Source organism: Streptomyces sp. NPDC057428 (assembly GCF_042803195.1).
In the GTDB taxonomy this organism is placed as follows: Bacteria; Actinomycetota; Actinomycetes; order Streptomycetales; family Streptomycetaceae; genus Streptomyces.
On the sequence record NZ_JBHVCT010000116.1, the window covers coordinates 1 to 15,790 of the forward strand.

At 71.5% G+C, this 15,790-nt stretch carries 14 protein-coding genes and 2 pseudogenes; 4 read left to right on the forward strand and 12 right to left on the reverse strand.

Annotation, left to right across the window (positions count from 1 at the left end; all coding sequences use genetic code 11):
• Positions 1–321: 321 nt before the first annotated feature.
• Positions 322–613, reverse strand: a pseudogene (locus ACFU5K_RS28645) (AraC family transcriptional regulator); the annotation flags it as partial.
• A gap of 10 nt (positions 614–623) precedes the next feature.
• Between ACFU5K_RS28645 and ACFU5K_RS28650 the strand changes: the two are divergent.
• Positions 624–1,107: pseudogene (locus ACFU5K_RS28650) on the forward strand (isochorismatase family protein).
• Positions 1,108–1,111: 4 nt separating this feature from the next.
• Here ACFU5K_RS28650 and proC read toward each other — a convergent pair.
• The 10 genes from proC to ACFU5K_RS28700 form a co-directional block, all read right to left on the reverse strand.
• Entirely contained in the window at positions 1,112–1,921 is an 810-nt protein-coding gene (gene proC / locus ACFU5K_RS28655; protein ID WP_384066744.1) for a pyrroline-5-carboxylate reductase, read from the reverse strand.
• A gap of 71 nt (positions 1,922–1,992) precedes the next feature.
• Entirely contained in the window at positions 1,993–2,751 is a 759-nt protein-coding gene (locus tag ACFU5K_RS28660) for an ABC transporter permease (protein WP_384066745.1), read from the reverse strand.
• The gene (locus tag ACFU5K_RS28665) at positions 2,748–3,530 is read right to left on the reverse strand and encodes an ABC transporter ATP-binding protein (RefSeq protein ID WP_384066747.1); all 783 of its coding nucleotides are present in this window, start codon (positions 3,528–3,530) and stop codon (positions 2,748–2,750) included. Before ACFU5K_RS28665 ends, ACFU5K_RS28660 begins: the two co-directional genes overlap by 4 nt.
• A 64-nt stretch (positions 3,531–3,594) precedes the next feature.
• Positions 3,595–4,365: a class I SAM-dependent methyltransferase gene (locus tag ACFU5K_RS28670; protein WP_384066749.1), complete on the reverse strand. Its 771-nt coding sequence runs from the start codon at positions 4,363–4,365 to the stop codon at positions 3,595–3,597.
• 49 nt (positions 4,366–4,414) lie between these two features.
• Positions 4,415–4,963 carry a hypothetical protein gene (locus ACFU5K_RS28675; protein ID WP_384066751.1) on the reverse strand — a complete coding sequence of 183 codons (549 nt, stop codon included), beginning with the start codon at positions 4,961–4,963 and terminating at the stop codon, positions 4,415–4,417.
• Between the two features lie 34 nt (positions 4,964–4,997).
• Positions 4,998–5,312: an SH3 domain-containing protein gene (locus tag ACFU5K_RS28680; protein WP_384066753.1), complete on the reverse strand. Its 315-nt coding sequence runs from the start codon at positions 5,310–5,312 to the stop codon at positions 4,998–5,000.
• A gap of 320 nt (positions 5,313–5,632) precedes the next feature.
• A complete protein-coding gene (gene ilvD, locus ACFU5K_RS28685) occupies positions 5,633–7,483 on the reverse strand; it encodes a dihydroxy-acid dehydratase (protein WP_384066755.1) in 1,851 nt (616 codons plus the stop codon).
• 189 nt (positions 7,484–7,672) lie between these two features.
• On the reverse strand, positions 7,673–8,296 hold the full coding sequence (locus ACFU5K_RS28690) for a TetR family transcriptional regulator (protein WP_384066757.1): 624 nt from the start codon (positions 8,294–8,296) through the stop codon (positions 7,673–7,675).
• Entirely contained in the window at positions 8,293–9,117 is an 825-nt protein-coding gene (locus tag ACFU5K_RS28695; RefSeq protein WP_384066759.1) for a sugar phosphate isomerase/epimerase family protein, read from the reverse strand. Before ACFU5K_RS28695 ends, ACFU5K_RS28690 begins: the two co-directional genes overlap by 4 nt.
• An 81-nt stretch (positions 9,118–9,198) precedes the next feature.
• Positions 9,199–10,146 (reverse strand): Ppx/GppA family phosphatase, encoded by a 948-nt coding sequence (locus ACFU5K_RS28700; protein WP_384066761.1) that lies wholly within the window; start codon positions 10,144–10,146, stop codon positions 9,199–9,201.
• A 32-nt stretch (positions 10,147–10,178) separates the two neighbouring features.
• Here ACFU5K_RS28700 and ACFU5K_RS28705 point away from each other — a divergent pair, with 32 nt between their 5' ends.
• Entirely contained in the window at positions 10,179–11,021 is an 843-nt protein-coding gene (locus tag ACFU5K_RS28705) for a hypothetical protein (protein ID WP_384066763.1), read from the forward strand.
• 133 nt (positions 11,022–11,154) lie between these two features.
• Here the strand turns inward: ACFU5K_RS28705 and ACFU5K_RS28710 are convergent, their stop codons facing one another.
• Complete coding sequence (locus tag ACFU5K_RS28710; RefSeq protein WP_384066765.1) at positions 11,155–12,948, reverse strand: hypothetical protein; 1,794 nt, start codon at positions 12,946–12,948, stop codon at positions 11,155–11,157.
• A gap of 135 nt (positions 12,949–13,083) precedes the next feature.
• Between ACFU5K_RS28710 and radA the strand changes: the two genes are divergently transcribed.
• Both radA and disA read left to right on the forward strand, forming a co-directional pair.
• Positions 13,084–14,496 carry a DNA repair protein RadA gene (radA, locus tag ACFU5K_RS28715; protein ID WP_384066767.1) on the forward strand — a complete coding sequence of 471 codons (1,413 nt, stop codon included), beginning with the start codon at positions 13,084–13,086 and terminating at the stop codon, positions 14,494–14,496.
• Between the two features lie 79 nt (positions 14,497–14,575).
• A complete protein-coding gene (gene disA, locus ACFU5K_RS28720; protein WP_384066768.1) occupies positions 14,576–15,700 on the forward strand; it encodes a DNA integrity scanning diadenylate cyclase DisA in 1,125 nt (374 codons plus the stop codon).
• The last annotated feature ends 90 nt before the right edge of the window (positions 15,701–15,790 follow it).

A 15,790-nucleotide genomic window follows, 5' to 3' on the forward strand; every position in this document is an offset into this window, starting at 1 on the left:
CAGTTCTTCGCTTTCGCGTTTCCCTTTCCGGCGAGTCCGACTCTATCAGATCCTTTCGGGCCTGATTCCCAGTCAGCGGGGTTTGTCTTCCCGGCCGTTGAGCCGTTCCGACGAGTGAGACTTTAGCGGAATCCCTGGCCCCGACGCTAATCGGGGGTCCTTCGAACGCTGATTCCTCATTTCGCACGTGTGCACGGAAAAACGCCACGACAGATGTCGCTGGTTTTCAGTGGTCACTGCGGATTGGTTGTCCGGGGACCGACCGGGGTCGGCGCTCACGTCGGACAACTCGGAGCACACTACGGACCCGGAACGGGCGTGTCAACCCCTGGCCTCGCCGCCCCGCACGCGGAACGCGAGCCGGTAGTCACGGGGGCTGGTGGCCACGTGTGCCGCTAAGTGCTGGCGCATGGTGACCTCGCTTCCGAAGCCGGCGCGTCGGGCCACCCCGGGCAGTGCCAAGTCGGTCCGTTCGAGGGCGGGCGAAGGTGCGTGCGGACATGCCGACACGGGCCGCCAGAGCGGTCACTGTGTGCGGTTGCGCCAAATGGGTCAGCGCGTGGGCACGCACCTGGGCCAGTGCGTCCGCGTCCCGGTCGGCACGGGGTGTGGGGAGTGGGGGTATGGAGATCGCGGAGAACGCAGCGCTGGTGGTCGCCGACGTGCGGGAGGGGTTCGAGGAGGAGGACTACCGGGGCCCGCGCGACAACCCCGGGGCGGACCGGAACATCGCGGAGCTCCTGGACGCATGGCAGTCGAGCGGGCGGCCTGTCGTATTCGTACGGCACGACTCCCCCAAGCCGTACTCGCCGCTGCGGACGGGTTACGCGGGGAACGCGTTCAAAAGGGGTACGTCGAGGAGCGGCGGTGCAGGGGCCGGGGGCCCGAGCTGTTCCTGACCAAGTCGGTGAACTCCGCCTTCTACGGAACTCGATGCATGGCTCAGGGAAGCCGGGGTGCGGCAGAACGTGGTGGCGGACACGTTCGGCGAGGTAGGGCTGGAAGCTGAGCGCGGACGACCTGTCGCGGGCCACCGCCGTGACGCTGCACGGCGGTGGGTTCGCGAGCGTGGTGCGCACCGAGGAACTGGTGGCCGCGGTGGGGTAGCGGGTCAGCCGTTGCCCGTGGCCAGCTCGCGGCTGCGGTCGCGGGCGGCTTCCAGTGCGGCGATGAGGGCTGCCCGTACGCCGTGGTTCTCCAGTTCCCGGATGGCGCTGATGGTGGTGCCGGCCGGGCTGGTGACGGCCTCACGGAGCTTGACGGGGTGTTCACCGCTGTCCCGCAGCATCACCGCGGCGCCGATGGCGGCCTGGACGATCAGGTCGTGGGCCTGGGCGCGGGGCAGTCCGAGGAGGATGCCGGCGTCGGTCATCGCCTCGACGAGGAAGTAGAAGTAGGCGGGGCCCGAGCCGGAGAGGGCGGTCGCCGCGTCCTGCTGGGACTCCGGGACGCGGAGGGTCTTGCCCACACCGCCGAAGATCGCCTCGGCGTGCCCCAGGTGCTGGGGGGTGGCGTGCCGGCCGGCCGAGATGACGGACATGCCCTCGTCCACCAGCACGGGGGTGTTCGGCATGACGCGTACGACCGGGGTGCCTTCGGCGAGGCTGTCCTCGATGAAGGCCGTGGTGATGCCCGCGGCCGCGCTGATGACGAGGCGGTCGACGGTGAGGTGGGGGGCGAGCTCACCGAGGAGCGTCCCCATGTCCTGGGGCTTGACCGCGAGGATGAGGATGTCGGCGTTCTTGGCGGCCTCGGCGTTGGTGACGGCCTCGACGCCGTAACGGGTGCGGAGCTTCTCGGCGCGCTCGGGGCGGCGTGTGGTCACCAGCAGGTCGGCGGCCCGCCAGCCGGCCCGGATCATGCCGCTGAGCAGGGCTTCGCCGATCTTTCCTGTACCGAGGACTGCGACTGTCTGGGTCATGCGGTTCATCCTCCGGGGGGCGGTGCGCGGTACGCGGTACGTGTGGTGGCCGCCATCCTCGCACCGCCCCGTCACACGGTGCGGCGGCGGAGGGTGGCGGCGCCGAGACAGAGGACGAGCAGGGCGCAGCCCGCCACGACCAGGATGTCGCGGTAGAAGTCGGCCGTGACGTCGGTGTGGGCGAGGACCTGGTTCATGCCGTCGACGGCGTAGGACATCGGCAGTACGTCGGAGAGGGCTTCGAGGGCCGGGTGCATCTGGTCGCGTGGGGTGAACAGTCCGCACAGCAGCAGCTGGGGGAAGATCACGGCCGGCATGAACTGGACGGCCTGGAACTCGGAGGCGGCGAAGGCCGAGACGAACAGGCCGAGCGCGGTGCCGAGGAGTGCGTCGAGCAGGGCGACCAGGAGCAGCAGCCAGGGTGACCCGACCACGTCGAGGCCGAGGACCCAGACGGACATGGTCGTGGCCAGGAGTGACTGGGCGACGGCGATCGCGCCGAAGGCCAGGGCGTACCCGGCGATCAGGTCGGCTTTGCCGAGGGGCAGGGCGAGGAGCCGTTCGAGGGTTCCCGAGGTGCGTTCGCGGAGGGTGGCGATCGAGGTCACCAGGAACATCGTGATCAGCGGGAAGATGCCGAGCAGGGAGGCGCCGATGGAGTCGAAGGTGCGGGGGTTGGCGTCGAACACGTAGCGCAGCAGCGTGATCATCACGACCGGGACGACCAGTAGCAGGGCGATGGTGCGGGGGTCGTGGCGGAGCTGTCGCAGGACGCGTGCTGCGGTCGCCAGGGTCCTGGCCGGGGTGAGTACGGGGGCGCCTGTGCTCATCGAGTGGTCTCCTGGCGGGTGGCGGCGGCTTCGTCCACGAGGTGGAGGAACGCCTCCTCGACGGTGGCGGAGCCCGTCGCGGTGCGGAGGGCGTCGGGGGTCTCGTCGGCGAGGATCAGGCCCTCGCGCATCAGCAGGAGCCGGTGGCAGCGTTCGGCCTCGTCCATGACGTGCGAGGAGACGAGGACGGTGGTGCCCCGTTCGGCGGCGAGGGTGTGGAAGAGGTTCCACAGGTCGCGGCGGAGTACGGGGTCGAGACCGACGGTCGGCTCGTCGAGGACCAGGAGCTCGGGGGTGCCGAGCAGGGCGACGGCGAGGGACACGCGGCTGCGCTGGCCGCCGGAGAGGTTCCCCGCCAGTGCGTCTGCGTGACCGGTGAGATCGACGTCGGCGATGGCGCGGGTGACGGTCTCCTCGCGGTCGGCGCGGTGCCGGCGGCCCGGCCGGAGTACGGCCGCGAAGTAGTCGAGGTTCTGCCGGACGGTGAGGTCGGTGTAGACGGACGGGGCCTGGGTGACGTAGCCGACGCGCGGGCGCAGGGCCGGGTGTCCGGCGGGCCGGCCGAGGACGTTCAGAGTGCCCGTGGTGTTGGCCTGCGTACCGACGACGGACCGCATCAGCGTGGACTTGCCGCAGCCGGAGGGGCCGAGCAGGCCGGTGATCCTGCCCGGCTCGATGGTGAAGTCGAGCCCGCGCAGGACCGCGCGGTCTCCTCGTACGACGGTGAGGGCACGGGCCTCGACGGCCCCCGCGTTCGCGACACCCGGGCAATTCATCATGTGATGAATATTGATCCCGCCGAAGCGACCACGTCAAGGGATGCGACGTGGCCGACCGGAGGATTCAGCGGACCAGCACACCGAGCTCGACCACGTAGCGCTCCTCGACCATGCCGTCGGGGAACACGGCGGCCAGATGGTTGCGCTCCTCGTCCATGAACCGGCGGGTGGACGCCTCACCGTCGGCGCCGAGCACGAGGAAGGCGGAGTGGCTGGAGAGGTTGGCGAGATGCGTGTCGACCGGCACGGTTCGGGACCACGGCAGCAGTCGCCGGGCGAACTCTCCGCCGGACGACTGCGCGAGGTTGCGCGAACCGGCACCACCCGGGACGCCGGGGGTGCTGTCGCCCACGCCGAGGTGACGGCGCAGCCGCTCGCCCTGGTCCACGACCCAGGGGACGGAGTCGTCGGCGACGTTCCACCAGAGGGCGAGGGCGCCACCGGGACGGAGGACACGCAGCGCCTCGGGCAGGGCGCGGACCGGATCGGTCCAGTGCCAGGACTGGGCGTAGGTGATCAGATCGGCCGACTTGGTGGCCAGGGGGAGGCGGTTGCCGTCGCCCCTGACGACCGGGACCGAGGGCAGCGACCGGCGCAGCTCGGCCGCCATGCCGGGCCCGGGCTCGACGGCGGTGACCAAGGCGCCGCGGGCGTGCAGCAGGCGGGTCGCTATGCCCGTTCCCGCGCCGACGTCGAGCGCGTGGGCACCGCGCAGGGGGCGGCCGGCCAGCTCCTCGACTGTGTCCAGGAGTGCGGGCGGGTATCCGGGTCGCGCCGCCGCGTAGAGAGCGGCGGCGCTGTCGAACGAAAGGGCGCGGGGCACGGTTGCAGACATAGGTTCATCCTGCACGTGCCCAAGGGGTGCGCGGGGCGGTTCCGCCGCGTTACCCGCGCCGGGGGCGCTTGCCCTCGCCCCTCGTGCGGGACGCGGGGTTGCCGGTCCGGGACGAGCGGCGCTTCGCGTACTGCGCGAGCGCCGTCTCGTACTCCGTGCGCAGCAGTTTCTCGCCCGGCGCCTCCCGGAAGGAACGGAGGAAGTAGGCGAGGAGCGAGCCGATGAAGCCGATCGACTTGAGGCCGCGCAGCCTGTCGTCCTGGGACGGGTCGGCGGACCGTCGGCCGAATCCCTCCCAGGTCTGGCGGAAGGCGATGGCGCTGCAGACCGCGAACATCAGCACCACCAGCGTGCCGACGAAGCCGCCGACCTCGGCGATCTCCAGGCCCTGGTAGGCGAAGCGGAGGACGAAGCACGAGGCGACGGCGGCCGCGAGCGAGCCGACCGTCACCCCCGCACGCCGCAGTCCGTATCCGCCGTCGTGGTCGACCCAGGTCGTGCCGAAGAAACGGAGGGATTCGGGCTGCGGCCCGGGGGCGCTCCCGGCCCGTGCCGGGCTGACTGAGGGGGTGCCGGGTGCTTCGCTCTTCTCGCTCACGGGACCGATTGTCCCAGGGCGGGCGCGTGCTCCGTCAGTCGCAGCGCGGCGCGATGTAGCCGTCACTGCCCGTGTGGACGTAGGCGTCCGACACGAACTCGCCCGAGGCGATGTTGTCCCAGAGGTTCGACGTGCCGTACGGCCCGGACACCCGCTCGCCCGGCTTCTGGCAGTAGACCGGGACGCTCATCCCGTACGGAAGGGTCCGCACGATGCCGTACTGGGTGCCGGGTCCCCTGCGGACGTTGACGCGGTAGCCGGGCGCGATCGGGTAGCGGACGACGTCCGCCGCGAGCGCCGCCGCATCGGCACCGCCCTCTGTGGTTCCTGTGTGCTCTCCAACGCCCATGAGGGCCTCCCCCGTCGAGTAACGAACGTGACGACGCGCAGGCTAACAAGCCCCACTCTCCTCGCACGCACCTTCGACCAGGCTCCGCGCGTCGCGCATGTGAACGAATACACGGGGGTGGGCGATGCCGCCGCTGCGAGGGACCGGATCACATCCGGAAGCGGACCGCGACCGGCAAGCTGATCGGCTCGCCCCCTGTATGGCACCCGAACAGGGCCAGCGGCCGCGGGAGGTCGGGCCGGCCGACGTGTTCGCGCTGGGCGCGGACGGCCCCGCCCACCGGTGAGACCAGGGACGGGGCCGGACGGAAAGGCTGCGGGTCAGGCGAGCTTGGAGACGTCGCGGACCGCGCCCCGGTCCGCGCTCGTCGCCATCGCCGCGTAGGCGTGCAGAGCAGCCGACACCTTGCGCTCACGGTTCTTCGGCGCGTACACGCCGTTGAGCGCATCGCGCCGGGTGGCGAGCTCCGCGTCGGGGACGAGGAGGTCGATCGAGCGGTTCGGGATGTCGATCCTGATCCGGTCGCCGTCCTCGACGAGTGCGATCGTGCCGCCGGACGCCGCCTCCGGCGACGCGTGCCCGATGGACAGGCCCGACGTACCTCCGGAGAAACGGCCGTCGGTGACCAGCGCGCAGCTCTTGCCGAGCCCGCGGCCCTTCAGGAAGGACGTCGGGTAGAGCATCTCCTGCATGCCGGGGCCGCCGCGCGGGCCCTCGTAGCGGATGACGACGACGTCGCCCTCCTTGATCTCCTTGCGGAGGATCTTGTCGACGGCGTCCTCCTGCGACTCGCAGACGACGGCCGGGCCCTCGAAGGTCCAGATCGACTCGTCGACGCCCGCCGTCTTCACGACGCAGCCGTCCACGGCGAGGTTGCCCTTGAGGACCGCGAGACCGCCGTCCTTGGAGTACGCGTGCTCCAGGTCGCGGATACAGCCGCCGGCCGCGTCCAGGTCGAGGGTGTCCCAGCGCTCGGACTGAGAGAAGGCGGTCGCGCTGCGGACGCAGCCCGGGGCGGCGTGCCAGAGCTCCACGGCCTCGGGGGACGGTGAGCCGCCCCGGACGTCCCACTCCTTGAGCCACTCGGCGAGGGTGTCGGAGTGGACCGAGTGCACGTCCTCGTTGAGCAGCCCGGCCCGGTGCAGCTCGCCGAGGAGGGCGGGGATGCCGCCCGCCCGGTGGACGTCCTCCATGTAGTACGTGCCGCCGGGGGCGACGTTGGGGGCCACCTTCGAGAGGCAGGGGACGCGGCGCGAGACCTCGTTGATGTCGTCGAGGGTGTAGCGGAGCTCGGCCTCCTCCGCCGCGGCGAGCAGGTGCAGGATCGTGTTGGTCGAGCCGCCCATCGCGATGTCGAGCGCCATGGCGTTGTCGAACGCGGCGCGGGTGCCGATGGCGCGCGGCAGGACGGTCTCGTCGTCCTGCTCGTAGTAGCGCTTGGTGATCTCGACGACCGTGCGGCCCGCGTTCTCGTACAGCGCCTTGCGTGCGGTGTGCGTGGCGAGGACGGAGCCGTTGCCGGGGAGGGAGAGGCCGAGGACCTCGGTCAGGCAGTTCATCGAGTTGGCCGTGAACATGCCGGAACAGCTGCCGCAGGTGGGGCAGGCGTTCTCCTCGATGCGGAGGATGTCCTCGTCGGAGACGCTCTCGTCGACGGCGTCGCTGATCGCGTTGACCAGGTCGAGCTTGCGGACCGTGCCGTCGACGAGGGTGGCCTTGCCGGCCTCCATCGGACCGCCGGAGACGAACACCGTGGGGATGTTGAGGCGCATCGCGGCCATCAGCATGCCGGGGGTGATCTTGTCGCAGTTGGAGATGCAGATCAGGGCGTCGGCGCAGTGGGCCTCGACCATGTACTCGACGCTGTCCGCGATGAGGTCGCGGGAGGGGAGGCTGTAGAGCATGCCGCCGTGGCCCATGGCGATGCCGTCGTCCACCGCGATCGTGTTGAACTCGCGGGGCACCGCGCCCGCCGCCTTGATCGCCTCGGAGACGATCCGGCCGACGGGGGCGAGGTGGGTGTGTCCGGGCACGAACTCGGTGAAGGAGTTGGCCACCGCGATGATCGGCTTGCCAATGTCCTCACTGGCTACGCCGGACGCCCGCATAAGGGCGCGGGCGCCCGCCATGTTGCGGCCGTGGGTGACAGTGCGGGACCTCAGCTGGGGCATCGTCTCTCGCTCCTTCGACAGAAAAGACTCCCTTTGAGCGTACGCCCACTGTGCCAAGATCTGGACACACCGTCCGATATGCGGGACGGGGTGCTCGGCGGGCAGGCAGGGACACGGGCTGAACGAACACCCTCCCGGGTGCGGGCCGGGACCGCCCGGCGCGAAGGCCGCCCGACGACGGGCCGGGGGTCACCCCTCGCTCAGGTACCGCTGGAGCGTCGGAGCCACCATCGCGATGATCTTCTCCGGGTCGGCCGACGCCAGCGGCTCCGCCTGGATCACGTACCTCAGGATCGCGATACCGATCATGTGGGAGGCCGCGAGCTCCGCGCGGAAGGTCGGGTCAGGCACGTCGAGGTCCGCCGCGATCCGCTCCAGCAGCCGGCGCAGCACGAAGCCGCGCAGCACCTTAGCCGCCGCCTCGTGGGTGAGCGCGGAGCGCATGATCGCCAGCAGCGGCGCCCGGGACACCGGGTTCTCCCACACACCGATGAAGAAGCGCGCCAGCCGCTCCCCGACATCCTCGGAGGGGCCGTCCAGGATCGAGGGGATGACGAGCGCAGGCTCGAAGAAGACCTCGACGGCGGCGGCGAAGACCTCGTCCTTCGTACCGAAGTAGTGGTGCACCAGGGCCGCGTCCACGCCCGCCGCCTTCGCGATGCCCCGCATCGACGTCTTGTCGTAGCCGCGTTCGGCGAACTCCGCGCGGGCCGCCTCCAGGATGCGGGTCCTGGCATCGGGACCCGCGGTGTGCGCCGTGCGGGCGGGGCGGCCCCTGCGCCGCGGGGCGGGTCCGCCGGTGCCTGACGTCACGAGCGGGGCGCCTGCGCCGACGAGGCGAGGTGGAGCCGGGTGAAGGCGAGTGCTTCCGCGAGGTCCGCCTCGCGCTCCGCCGACGACATGGCCCGGCGGGTGTTCACCTCGATGACCACATGCCCGTCGAAACCGGTACGGGCCAGCCGTTCCAGCAGCTCGGCGCACGGCTGGTCGCCCCGGCCGGGCACCAGGTGCTCGTCCTTGCCGGAGCCCTTGCCGTCGGCGAGATGGACGTGCGCGAGCCGGTCGCCCATCCGGTCCACCATCGCCAGGCCGTCGGTCCGCGCGGTGGAGGTGTGCGAGAGGTCCACGGTGAAGTGCCGGTAGTCGTCGTTGCTGACGTCCCAGGCCGGTGCGTACGCGAGCATCTCGCGGTCCCGGTAGCGCCACGGGTACATGTTCTCGACGGCGAAGCGCACATCGGTCTCGTCGGCCATGCGCCAGATTCCGGTGATGAAGTCGCGGGCGTAGTTGCGCTGCCACCGGAACGGGGGGTGCACGACCACGGCAGAGGCACCCAGCTTCTCCGCGGCGTCCCTGGCCCGCTGGAGCTTCACCCACGGGTCCGTGGACCAGACCCGCTGGGTGATCAGCAGACACGGCGCGTGCACGGCGAGGATCGGCACCTGGTGGTAGTCCGACAGCCGCTTCAGCGCCTCTATGTCCTGGCTGACGGGGTCGGTCCAGACCATGACCTCCACGCCGTCGTAACCCAGGCGTGCGGCGAGCTCGAAGGCCGTCGCCGTCGACTCCGGATAGACGGAGGCCGTAGACAGGGCGACCTTCGCATCCGGGATGCGCACCACTGGTTCTGCCACCAGGACAGCGTAAGGGCAGCGGTACGCGTCCTTCGGGGACCCCGGCTGAAAGTGAGAAGGACCATGACCGCCCCGGCGGGATCAGGCCAGGGCCGCCTGCGCCGTCGGCAGGTGGTCCAGACGCCGCAGGATGACGCCCTCGCGCAGCGCCCAGGGACAGATCTCCAGCTCCTCGATCCCGAAGAGATCCATCGCCCCCTCCGCGACGAGCGCCCCGGCCAGCAACTGCGCGGCGCGCCCCTCGGTGACCCCTGGCAGGTGCCCGCGCTGCTCCACGGTCATCGTCGTCAGCTTCGGTACCCACTCCTCCAGCGCCTTACGGGTGAGGACGCGCTGCACGTACAGCCCCTCGGCGGAGCGGGCGGCGCCCGTGATCCTGGCGAGCTGCCGGAAGGTCTTGGACGTCCCGACGACGTGGTCGGGCGGTCCCAGCCGGGTGAACTCGCCGACCGAGCGGGCGATGCCGGCGCGGACGTGACGGCGCAGGGCGCGCACGTCCGTCGGGTCCGGCGGATCGCCCGGCAGCCAGCCGGCCGTGAGGCGGCCCGCGCCGAACGGCAGCGAGACGGCGGCGTCCGGCTCCTCGTCCATGCCGAAGGCGACCTCCAGCGAACCGCCGCCGATGTCCAGGACCAGCAGCTTCCCCGCGGACCACCCGAACCAGCGGCGGGCCGCCAGGAACGTCAGCCGGGCCTCCTCCTCGCCGCTGAGGACCGCCAGGGTCACCCCTGTCTCGTCCCGGACGCGCGCCAGCACCTGATCGGCGTTCCCCGCCTCGCGCACGGCGGAGGTCGCGAACGCCAGCACGTCCTCGCAGCCCTTGTCCTCGGCGGCCTGAAGGGCTTCGGCGATCGTCGATACGAGGCGGTCGATGCCTTCGGGGCCGATAGCCCCGTCCCTGTCGAGGAGTTCGGCGAGCCGCAGCTCCGCCTTGTGCGAATGTGCGGGCTGCGGTCGCGCACCGGGGTGCGCGTCGACCACCAGCAGATGCACCGTGTTCGAACCCACGTCGAGGACTCCGAGTCTCATACGGGAACGCTACTGCGGCTTACTCTGGGCGCGTGCCAAAGACGAAAAAGGCGAAGCCGGACAAAGCCACGAAGAAGCAGCACGGACCGAAGCAGGAGACGCCGCAGCCGGAAAAGACAGGGCCGGGCGGGCCCGACGAGAAGGAGCTCGACTTCGCGCGGGCCTGGGTCGAATTCCCCGATCCCACCGACGACGAGCAGATCTACCGCTGCGACCTGACCTGGCTGACGTCCAGGTGGAACTGCATCTTCGGCAGCGGCTGCCAGGGCATCCAGGCGGGCCGCGCCGACGACGGCTGCTGCACGCTCGGCGCGCACTTCTCCGACGAGGACGACGAGAAGCGGGTGGCCGGACACGTCGCCCGGCTCACACCGGAGATCTGGCAGTTCCACGACGTCGGCGCGAAGACCGGCTGGGTCGGCGTCGACGAGGACGGCGAGCGCCAGACGAGGCGCTGGGAGGGCTCCTGCATCTTCCAGAACAGGCCGGGATTCGAGGGCGGCGCGGGCTGCTCGCTGCACATCCTGGCACTGCGCGAGGGCAAGGAACCGCTGGAGACCAAGCCCGACGTGTGCTGGCAGCTGCCGGTGCGCCGGACGTACGACTGGATCGAGCGGCCCGACGACACCCGTGTGCTCCAGATCTCGATCGGGGAGTACGACCGCCGCGGCTGGGGCCCCGGCGGTCACGATCTGCACTGGTGGTGCACGTCGGCGACCTCCGCACACGGTGCCGGTGATCCGGTCTACGTGTCCTACCGGCCCGAGCTCACCGAGATGATGGGCAAGGAGGCGTACGACCGGCTGGCCGAGCTGTGCGAGCAGCGGCTGGCGTCGCTGCTCCCGATGGCCCCGCACCCGGCGGACCCGGTCTGAGAAGGCCCGGCTCCCGCCCGCTCCGACGGCGGCCCCGTGTGCGGTGTGAGCTCCTCGCCCCGCGGACCGGGCCGCCGTCGCGTGCGGGGGTGGATCTGTCCCGCCGTCGCGCGGGCCGCCGCCGCGTGCGGGCTCAGCCGGCCGGTTCCGAGGGCTCGTCCGGAGGCGTCGTACCGGACGAGGGCTCGGCCGGCGACGGCTCGCCGGTGGGTGACGGCGTCGGTTCGGTCGGATCCGGCGTGGGCGTCGGTGTGGGCGTCGGGTCCGGCGACTGCGTCGGGTCCGGGGTCGGATCGGGCGTCGGGGGCGGCGACGAATGCGTGGGGCCCGGTGGTTCGGATGACATGCCGGGAGACGGGCTCCCCGGACGCGGGGTGCCCGCGCCGTAACCGGTGATCGCGACGGCGGACCCCGAGGGTGCGACGACGACACGGGCGGCCCAGGGGCCCCGCGGTTCGGCCGCCCGGACGACGAAGACCTGGAGGGTGACGCTCCGGCCGGGCGCGACCGTGCCGGACGAGCGGCTGAGGCGGAGCCACGGGGCCTGTGTCCGCGCCGACCAGGACACCGCGCGGGTGCCGGTCGCCGTCAGGGTGATCGTCGTACGGCCGGCGGACGAGCGGGCCGAGACGGCGAGGCTGCCGGCGGCGTCCGGGGAGGCCCCGACGCTCACGACCTCGGCGGACACGTCCGGCCTGCGGGCGCCGTCCGTGAAGCTGTCGTCCGCCTCGGGCCGGGCGTTGCCCGCGTTCTCGTAGTGGTCGTACTCGTCGTCGCCGGGACCCGGTTCCACGTCGACGTCCGTCGCGGTGACCGGTGTGTCACGCCCTTCCCCCGTGAGCGGAGCGCCCCGGTAGGCGGCCCACAGGGCGATCACCGGCGCGGCGACGACCGTCGCGACCACCGTCGTCGTCACGACCCGGGCGCGCAGCCGGTCCCGGCGGGCGGCATGGTCCTTCGGGTCCAGCGGGAAGCCCGTCCTGCCGAAGCGCGGAGCGCCGGACCTGGAGCGCCGGGCGTGAGCCAGGGCGACGCGGACGGAGGGGCGGGGTGCCTCGACGACCGGCAGCGACGCGACTGGGCCGACCGCCGTCCCGGGCCAGGGCCCGGCCGCACCCGCCCGCTCGGCCGCCCGGCGGCAGCGGGGGCAGTCATCGACGTGCCGGACGAGCTCTCTGCGCAGGACCGTCGAGAGCAGCACCTGGTGCGTGCCGGTGAGCCTGGCCACGGCGGGACAGTCCCCCTTCTCCACGACGGCGAGTGCGGCGCGGGTGCGCTCCACCTCGCAGGCGGCTCCGGCCAGGAGTTCCCGGGCGCTGCCGACGTCCAGACCGAGGACCGCGGCGACGGCTCGCGAGGTCAGCCCGTGGCGCACGGCGAGCTCCAGCGCCTCGCGCTGCTCGGGGGTGGTGCCCGCCGCCTCCGGCCAGGCCAGCTGCGCGAGTTCGCGCCTGCGCGCCTCGGACGCCGGGGACTCCGCGGGACGGCCCGGACCCGCGGCATCCTCCGGGGAGGCGTGCGTGACGGTCGGCGGCGGGGCGGGGACGGACTGCCGGCGGTGGGCCTGCCGGCCACGGCGCTGCTCGGTGAGCGCACGCAGGCATGTCCACCTGGCCAGGGCGTACAGCCAGGATTTACGTTCCTCCTCTGCCTCGGGGCACCGGCCGTCCTGCCGTTCGGCGATCGCCAGGACGAGCCCCAGGGCGTCGGTCGCCGCCTCGTGGTCGCAGAGGACGGAGAGGCAGTAGGTGAACAGGCCGTCGAGGTACGGCTCGTGCCGCGCGGACGGTCGAGCCGCCGACGGGTGCGCCGCGCGTCGGTGCGCCCGGTGTGCGCCGGTGGTGCGTACGGAGGTCTCCAGCCTGCTGGTCGTCACCTTGCGACCGTAGGCAGACGAGGCCGAACCCCTGACTGCACTTTGCGACATTTAATCCTTACGAGTGACGCTCTCCCTTCAAAGCGGACGGGAATTCCGCATTCCACCGGAATCGGCGCATCGGGCGCATGTTCGCCTACCGCTCCCACGGCCGGTGCTGTCGGACCTCACCTATACGGTGACGTCATGGCTGCCCGTACGAAATCCGCGAAGGACCGGCCGTCCTACCGCTGCACCGAGTGCGGCTGGACGACCGCCAAATGGCTCGGCCGCTGCCCGGAGTGCCAGGCCTGGGGGACGGTCGAGGAGTTCGGCGGTGCCCCCGCCGTCCGCACGACCGCGGCAGGCCGGGTCTCCACCGCGGCCCTGCCCATCGGCCAGGTCGACAGCCGCCAGGCCACGGCCCGCTCCACCGGCGTCGGTGAGCTGGACCGGGTGCTCGGTGGCGGCCTCGTGCCGGGCGCCGTCGTGCTGCTCGCGGGCGAGCCGGGCGTCGGCAAGTCGACGCTCCTGCTGGACGTCGCGGCGAAGGCGGCCAGCGAGGACCATCTCACGCTCTACGTCACGGCCGAGGAGTCCGCCAGCCAGGTGCGCATGAGGGCCGACCGGATCCGGGCCATCAACGACCACCTCTACCTGGCCGCCGAGACCGATCTCTCCGCCGTCCTGGGGCATCTGGACGCGGTCAAGCCCTCCCTGCTCGTCCTCGACTCCGTACAGACGGTCGCCTCGCCGGAGATCGACGGCGCGCCCGGCGGGATGGCACAGGTCCGCGAGGTCGCCGGCGCGCTCATCAGGGCGTCGAAGGATCGCGGCATGTCGACACTGCTGGTCGGCCATGTCACCAAGGACGGCGCCATCGCCGGACCGCGGCTCCTGGAACACCTCGTCGACGTCGTGCTGTCCTTCGAGGGCGACCGGCACGCGCGCCTCCGGCTCGTACGCGGCGTCAAGAACAGGTACGGCGCCACGGACGAGGTCGGCTGTTTCGAGCTGCACGACGAGGGCATCACCGGTCTCGCCGATCCGTCGGGACTCTTCCTGACCCGCCGCGACGAGCCCGTCCCGGGTACCTGCCTGACGGTCACCCTGGAGGGCAAGCGCCCCCTGGTCGCCGAGGTACAGGCACTGACGGTCGACTCGCAGATCCCGTCACCCCGGCGCACGACCTCGGGTCTGGAGACGTCGAGGGTCTCGATGATGCTGGCCGTCCTGGAACAGCGGGGCCGGATCAGCGCGCTCGGAAAGCGGGACATCTACAGCGCGACGGTGGGCGGCGTGAAGCTCACCGAGCCGGCCGCTGACCTGGCGATCGCCCTGGCACTGGCCAGCGCGGCGAGCGACACACCGCTGCCGAAGAACCTGGTCGCGATCGGTGAGGTGGGGCTCGCCGGGGAGGTCAGGAGGGTGACGGGCGTCCAGCGCAGACTGGCCGAGGCATACCGTCTGGGGTTCAAGCACGCCCTGGTTCCGAGGGACCCTGGGCAGGTCCCCGCGGGCATGAAGGTCACGGAAGTCGCCGACATGGGAGACGCTCTGCGAGTGCTTCCGCGCCGGTCTCGCCCGGACGGACCACAGGACGACGGCGCACGCCGGTAGACTTTGCCCTGGTCTCGCCCGTCCGTACGAACGGTACGAGGGACGCAAGGGCACCGCAACCTGTGACCGGAGGAGTGCAGTGGCAGCCAACGACCGGGCGTCAACGCCCGGAAAGTCCGGCCAAGGCACGGGGAACGAAGCGCTGATGCGCGCCTCCTTGAGCGCGGTCGCGCCCGGAATGGCCCTTCGTGACGGCCTGGAACGCATCCTGCGCGGCAACACCGGCGGGCTGATCGTTCTCGGCATGGACAGAACCGTCGAATCCATGTGTACCGGTGGGTTCGTGCTCGACGTGGAGTTCACCGCGACGCGCCTGCGCGAGCTGTGCAAGCTGGACGGCGCGCTGATCCTCGACAAGGACATGACCAAGATCCTGCGGGCCGGCGTCCAGCTGGTCCCGGACGCCTCGATCCCGACCGAGGAGACGGGCACCCGCCACCGCACGGCGGACCGTGTCTCCAAGGCCTGCGGGTTCCCCGTGGTGTCGGTCTCCCAGTCGATGCGTCTGATCGCGCTGTACGTCGACGGGGAGCGCCGGGTCCTGGAGGAGTCCTCCGCGATCCTGTCCCGCGCCAACCAGGCCCTCGCCACTCTGGAACGCTACAAGCTCCGGCTGGACGAGGTCGCGGGCACCCTCTCCGCGCTGGAGATCGAGGACCTGGTGACCGTCCGGGACGTCACGGCCGTCTCGCAGCGGCTGGAAATGGTGCGCCGGATCGCCACCGAGATCGCCGAGTACGTCGTGGAGCTGGGTACCGACGGACGCCTTCTCTCGCTCCAGCTGGACGAGTTGATCGCCGGCGTGGAGCCGGAGCGGGAGCTGGTCGTGCGGGACTACGTGCCCGAGCCGACCGCGAGGCGGTCCCGTACGGTCGCCGAGGCCGTGGCCGAACTGGACACCCTCACGCACACCGAGCTGCTCGAACTCCCCGTGGTGGCACGGGCGCTGGGCTACAGCGGCTCGCCCGAGACGCTCGACTCCGCGGTCTCACCACGCGGCTACCGGCTGCTCGCGAAGGTGCCGCGCCTGCCCGGAACCATCATCGAGCGGCTGGTGGAGCACTTCGGGGGCCTTCAGAAGCTGCTCGCCGCCAGCGTGGACGACCTCCAGGCCGTGGACGGCGTCGGCGAGGCCAGGGCACGGAGTGTGCGCGAGGGGCTTTCCCGACTGGCGGAGTCCTCGATCCTGGAGCGGTACGTCTGACCCGAATCCGCAGGTAGTGCGGGGTGTGTGGCAGCTGATATGGCGACAGGTGCACTTTGCCGGTGAGAAGATCGAGGTTCCTACACCGTG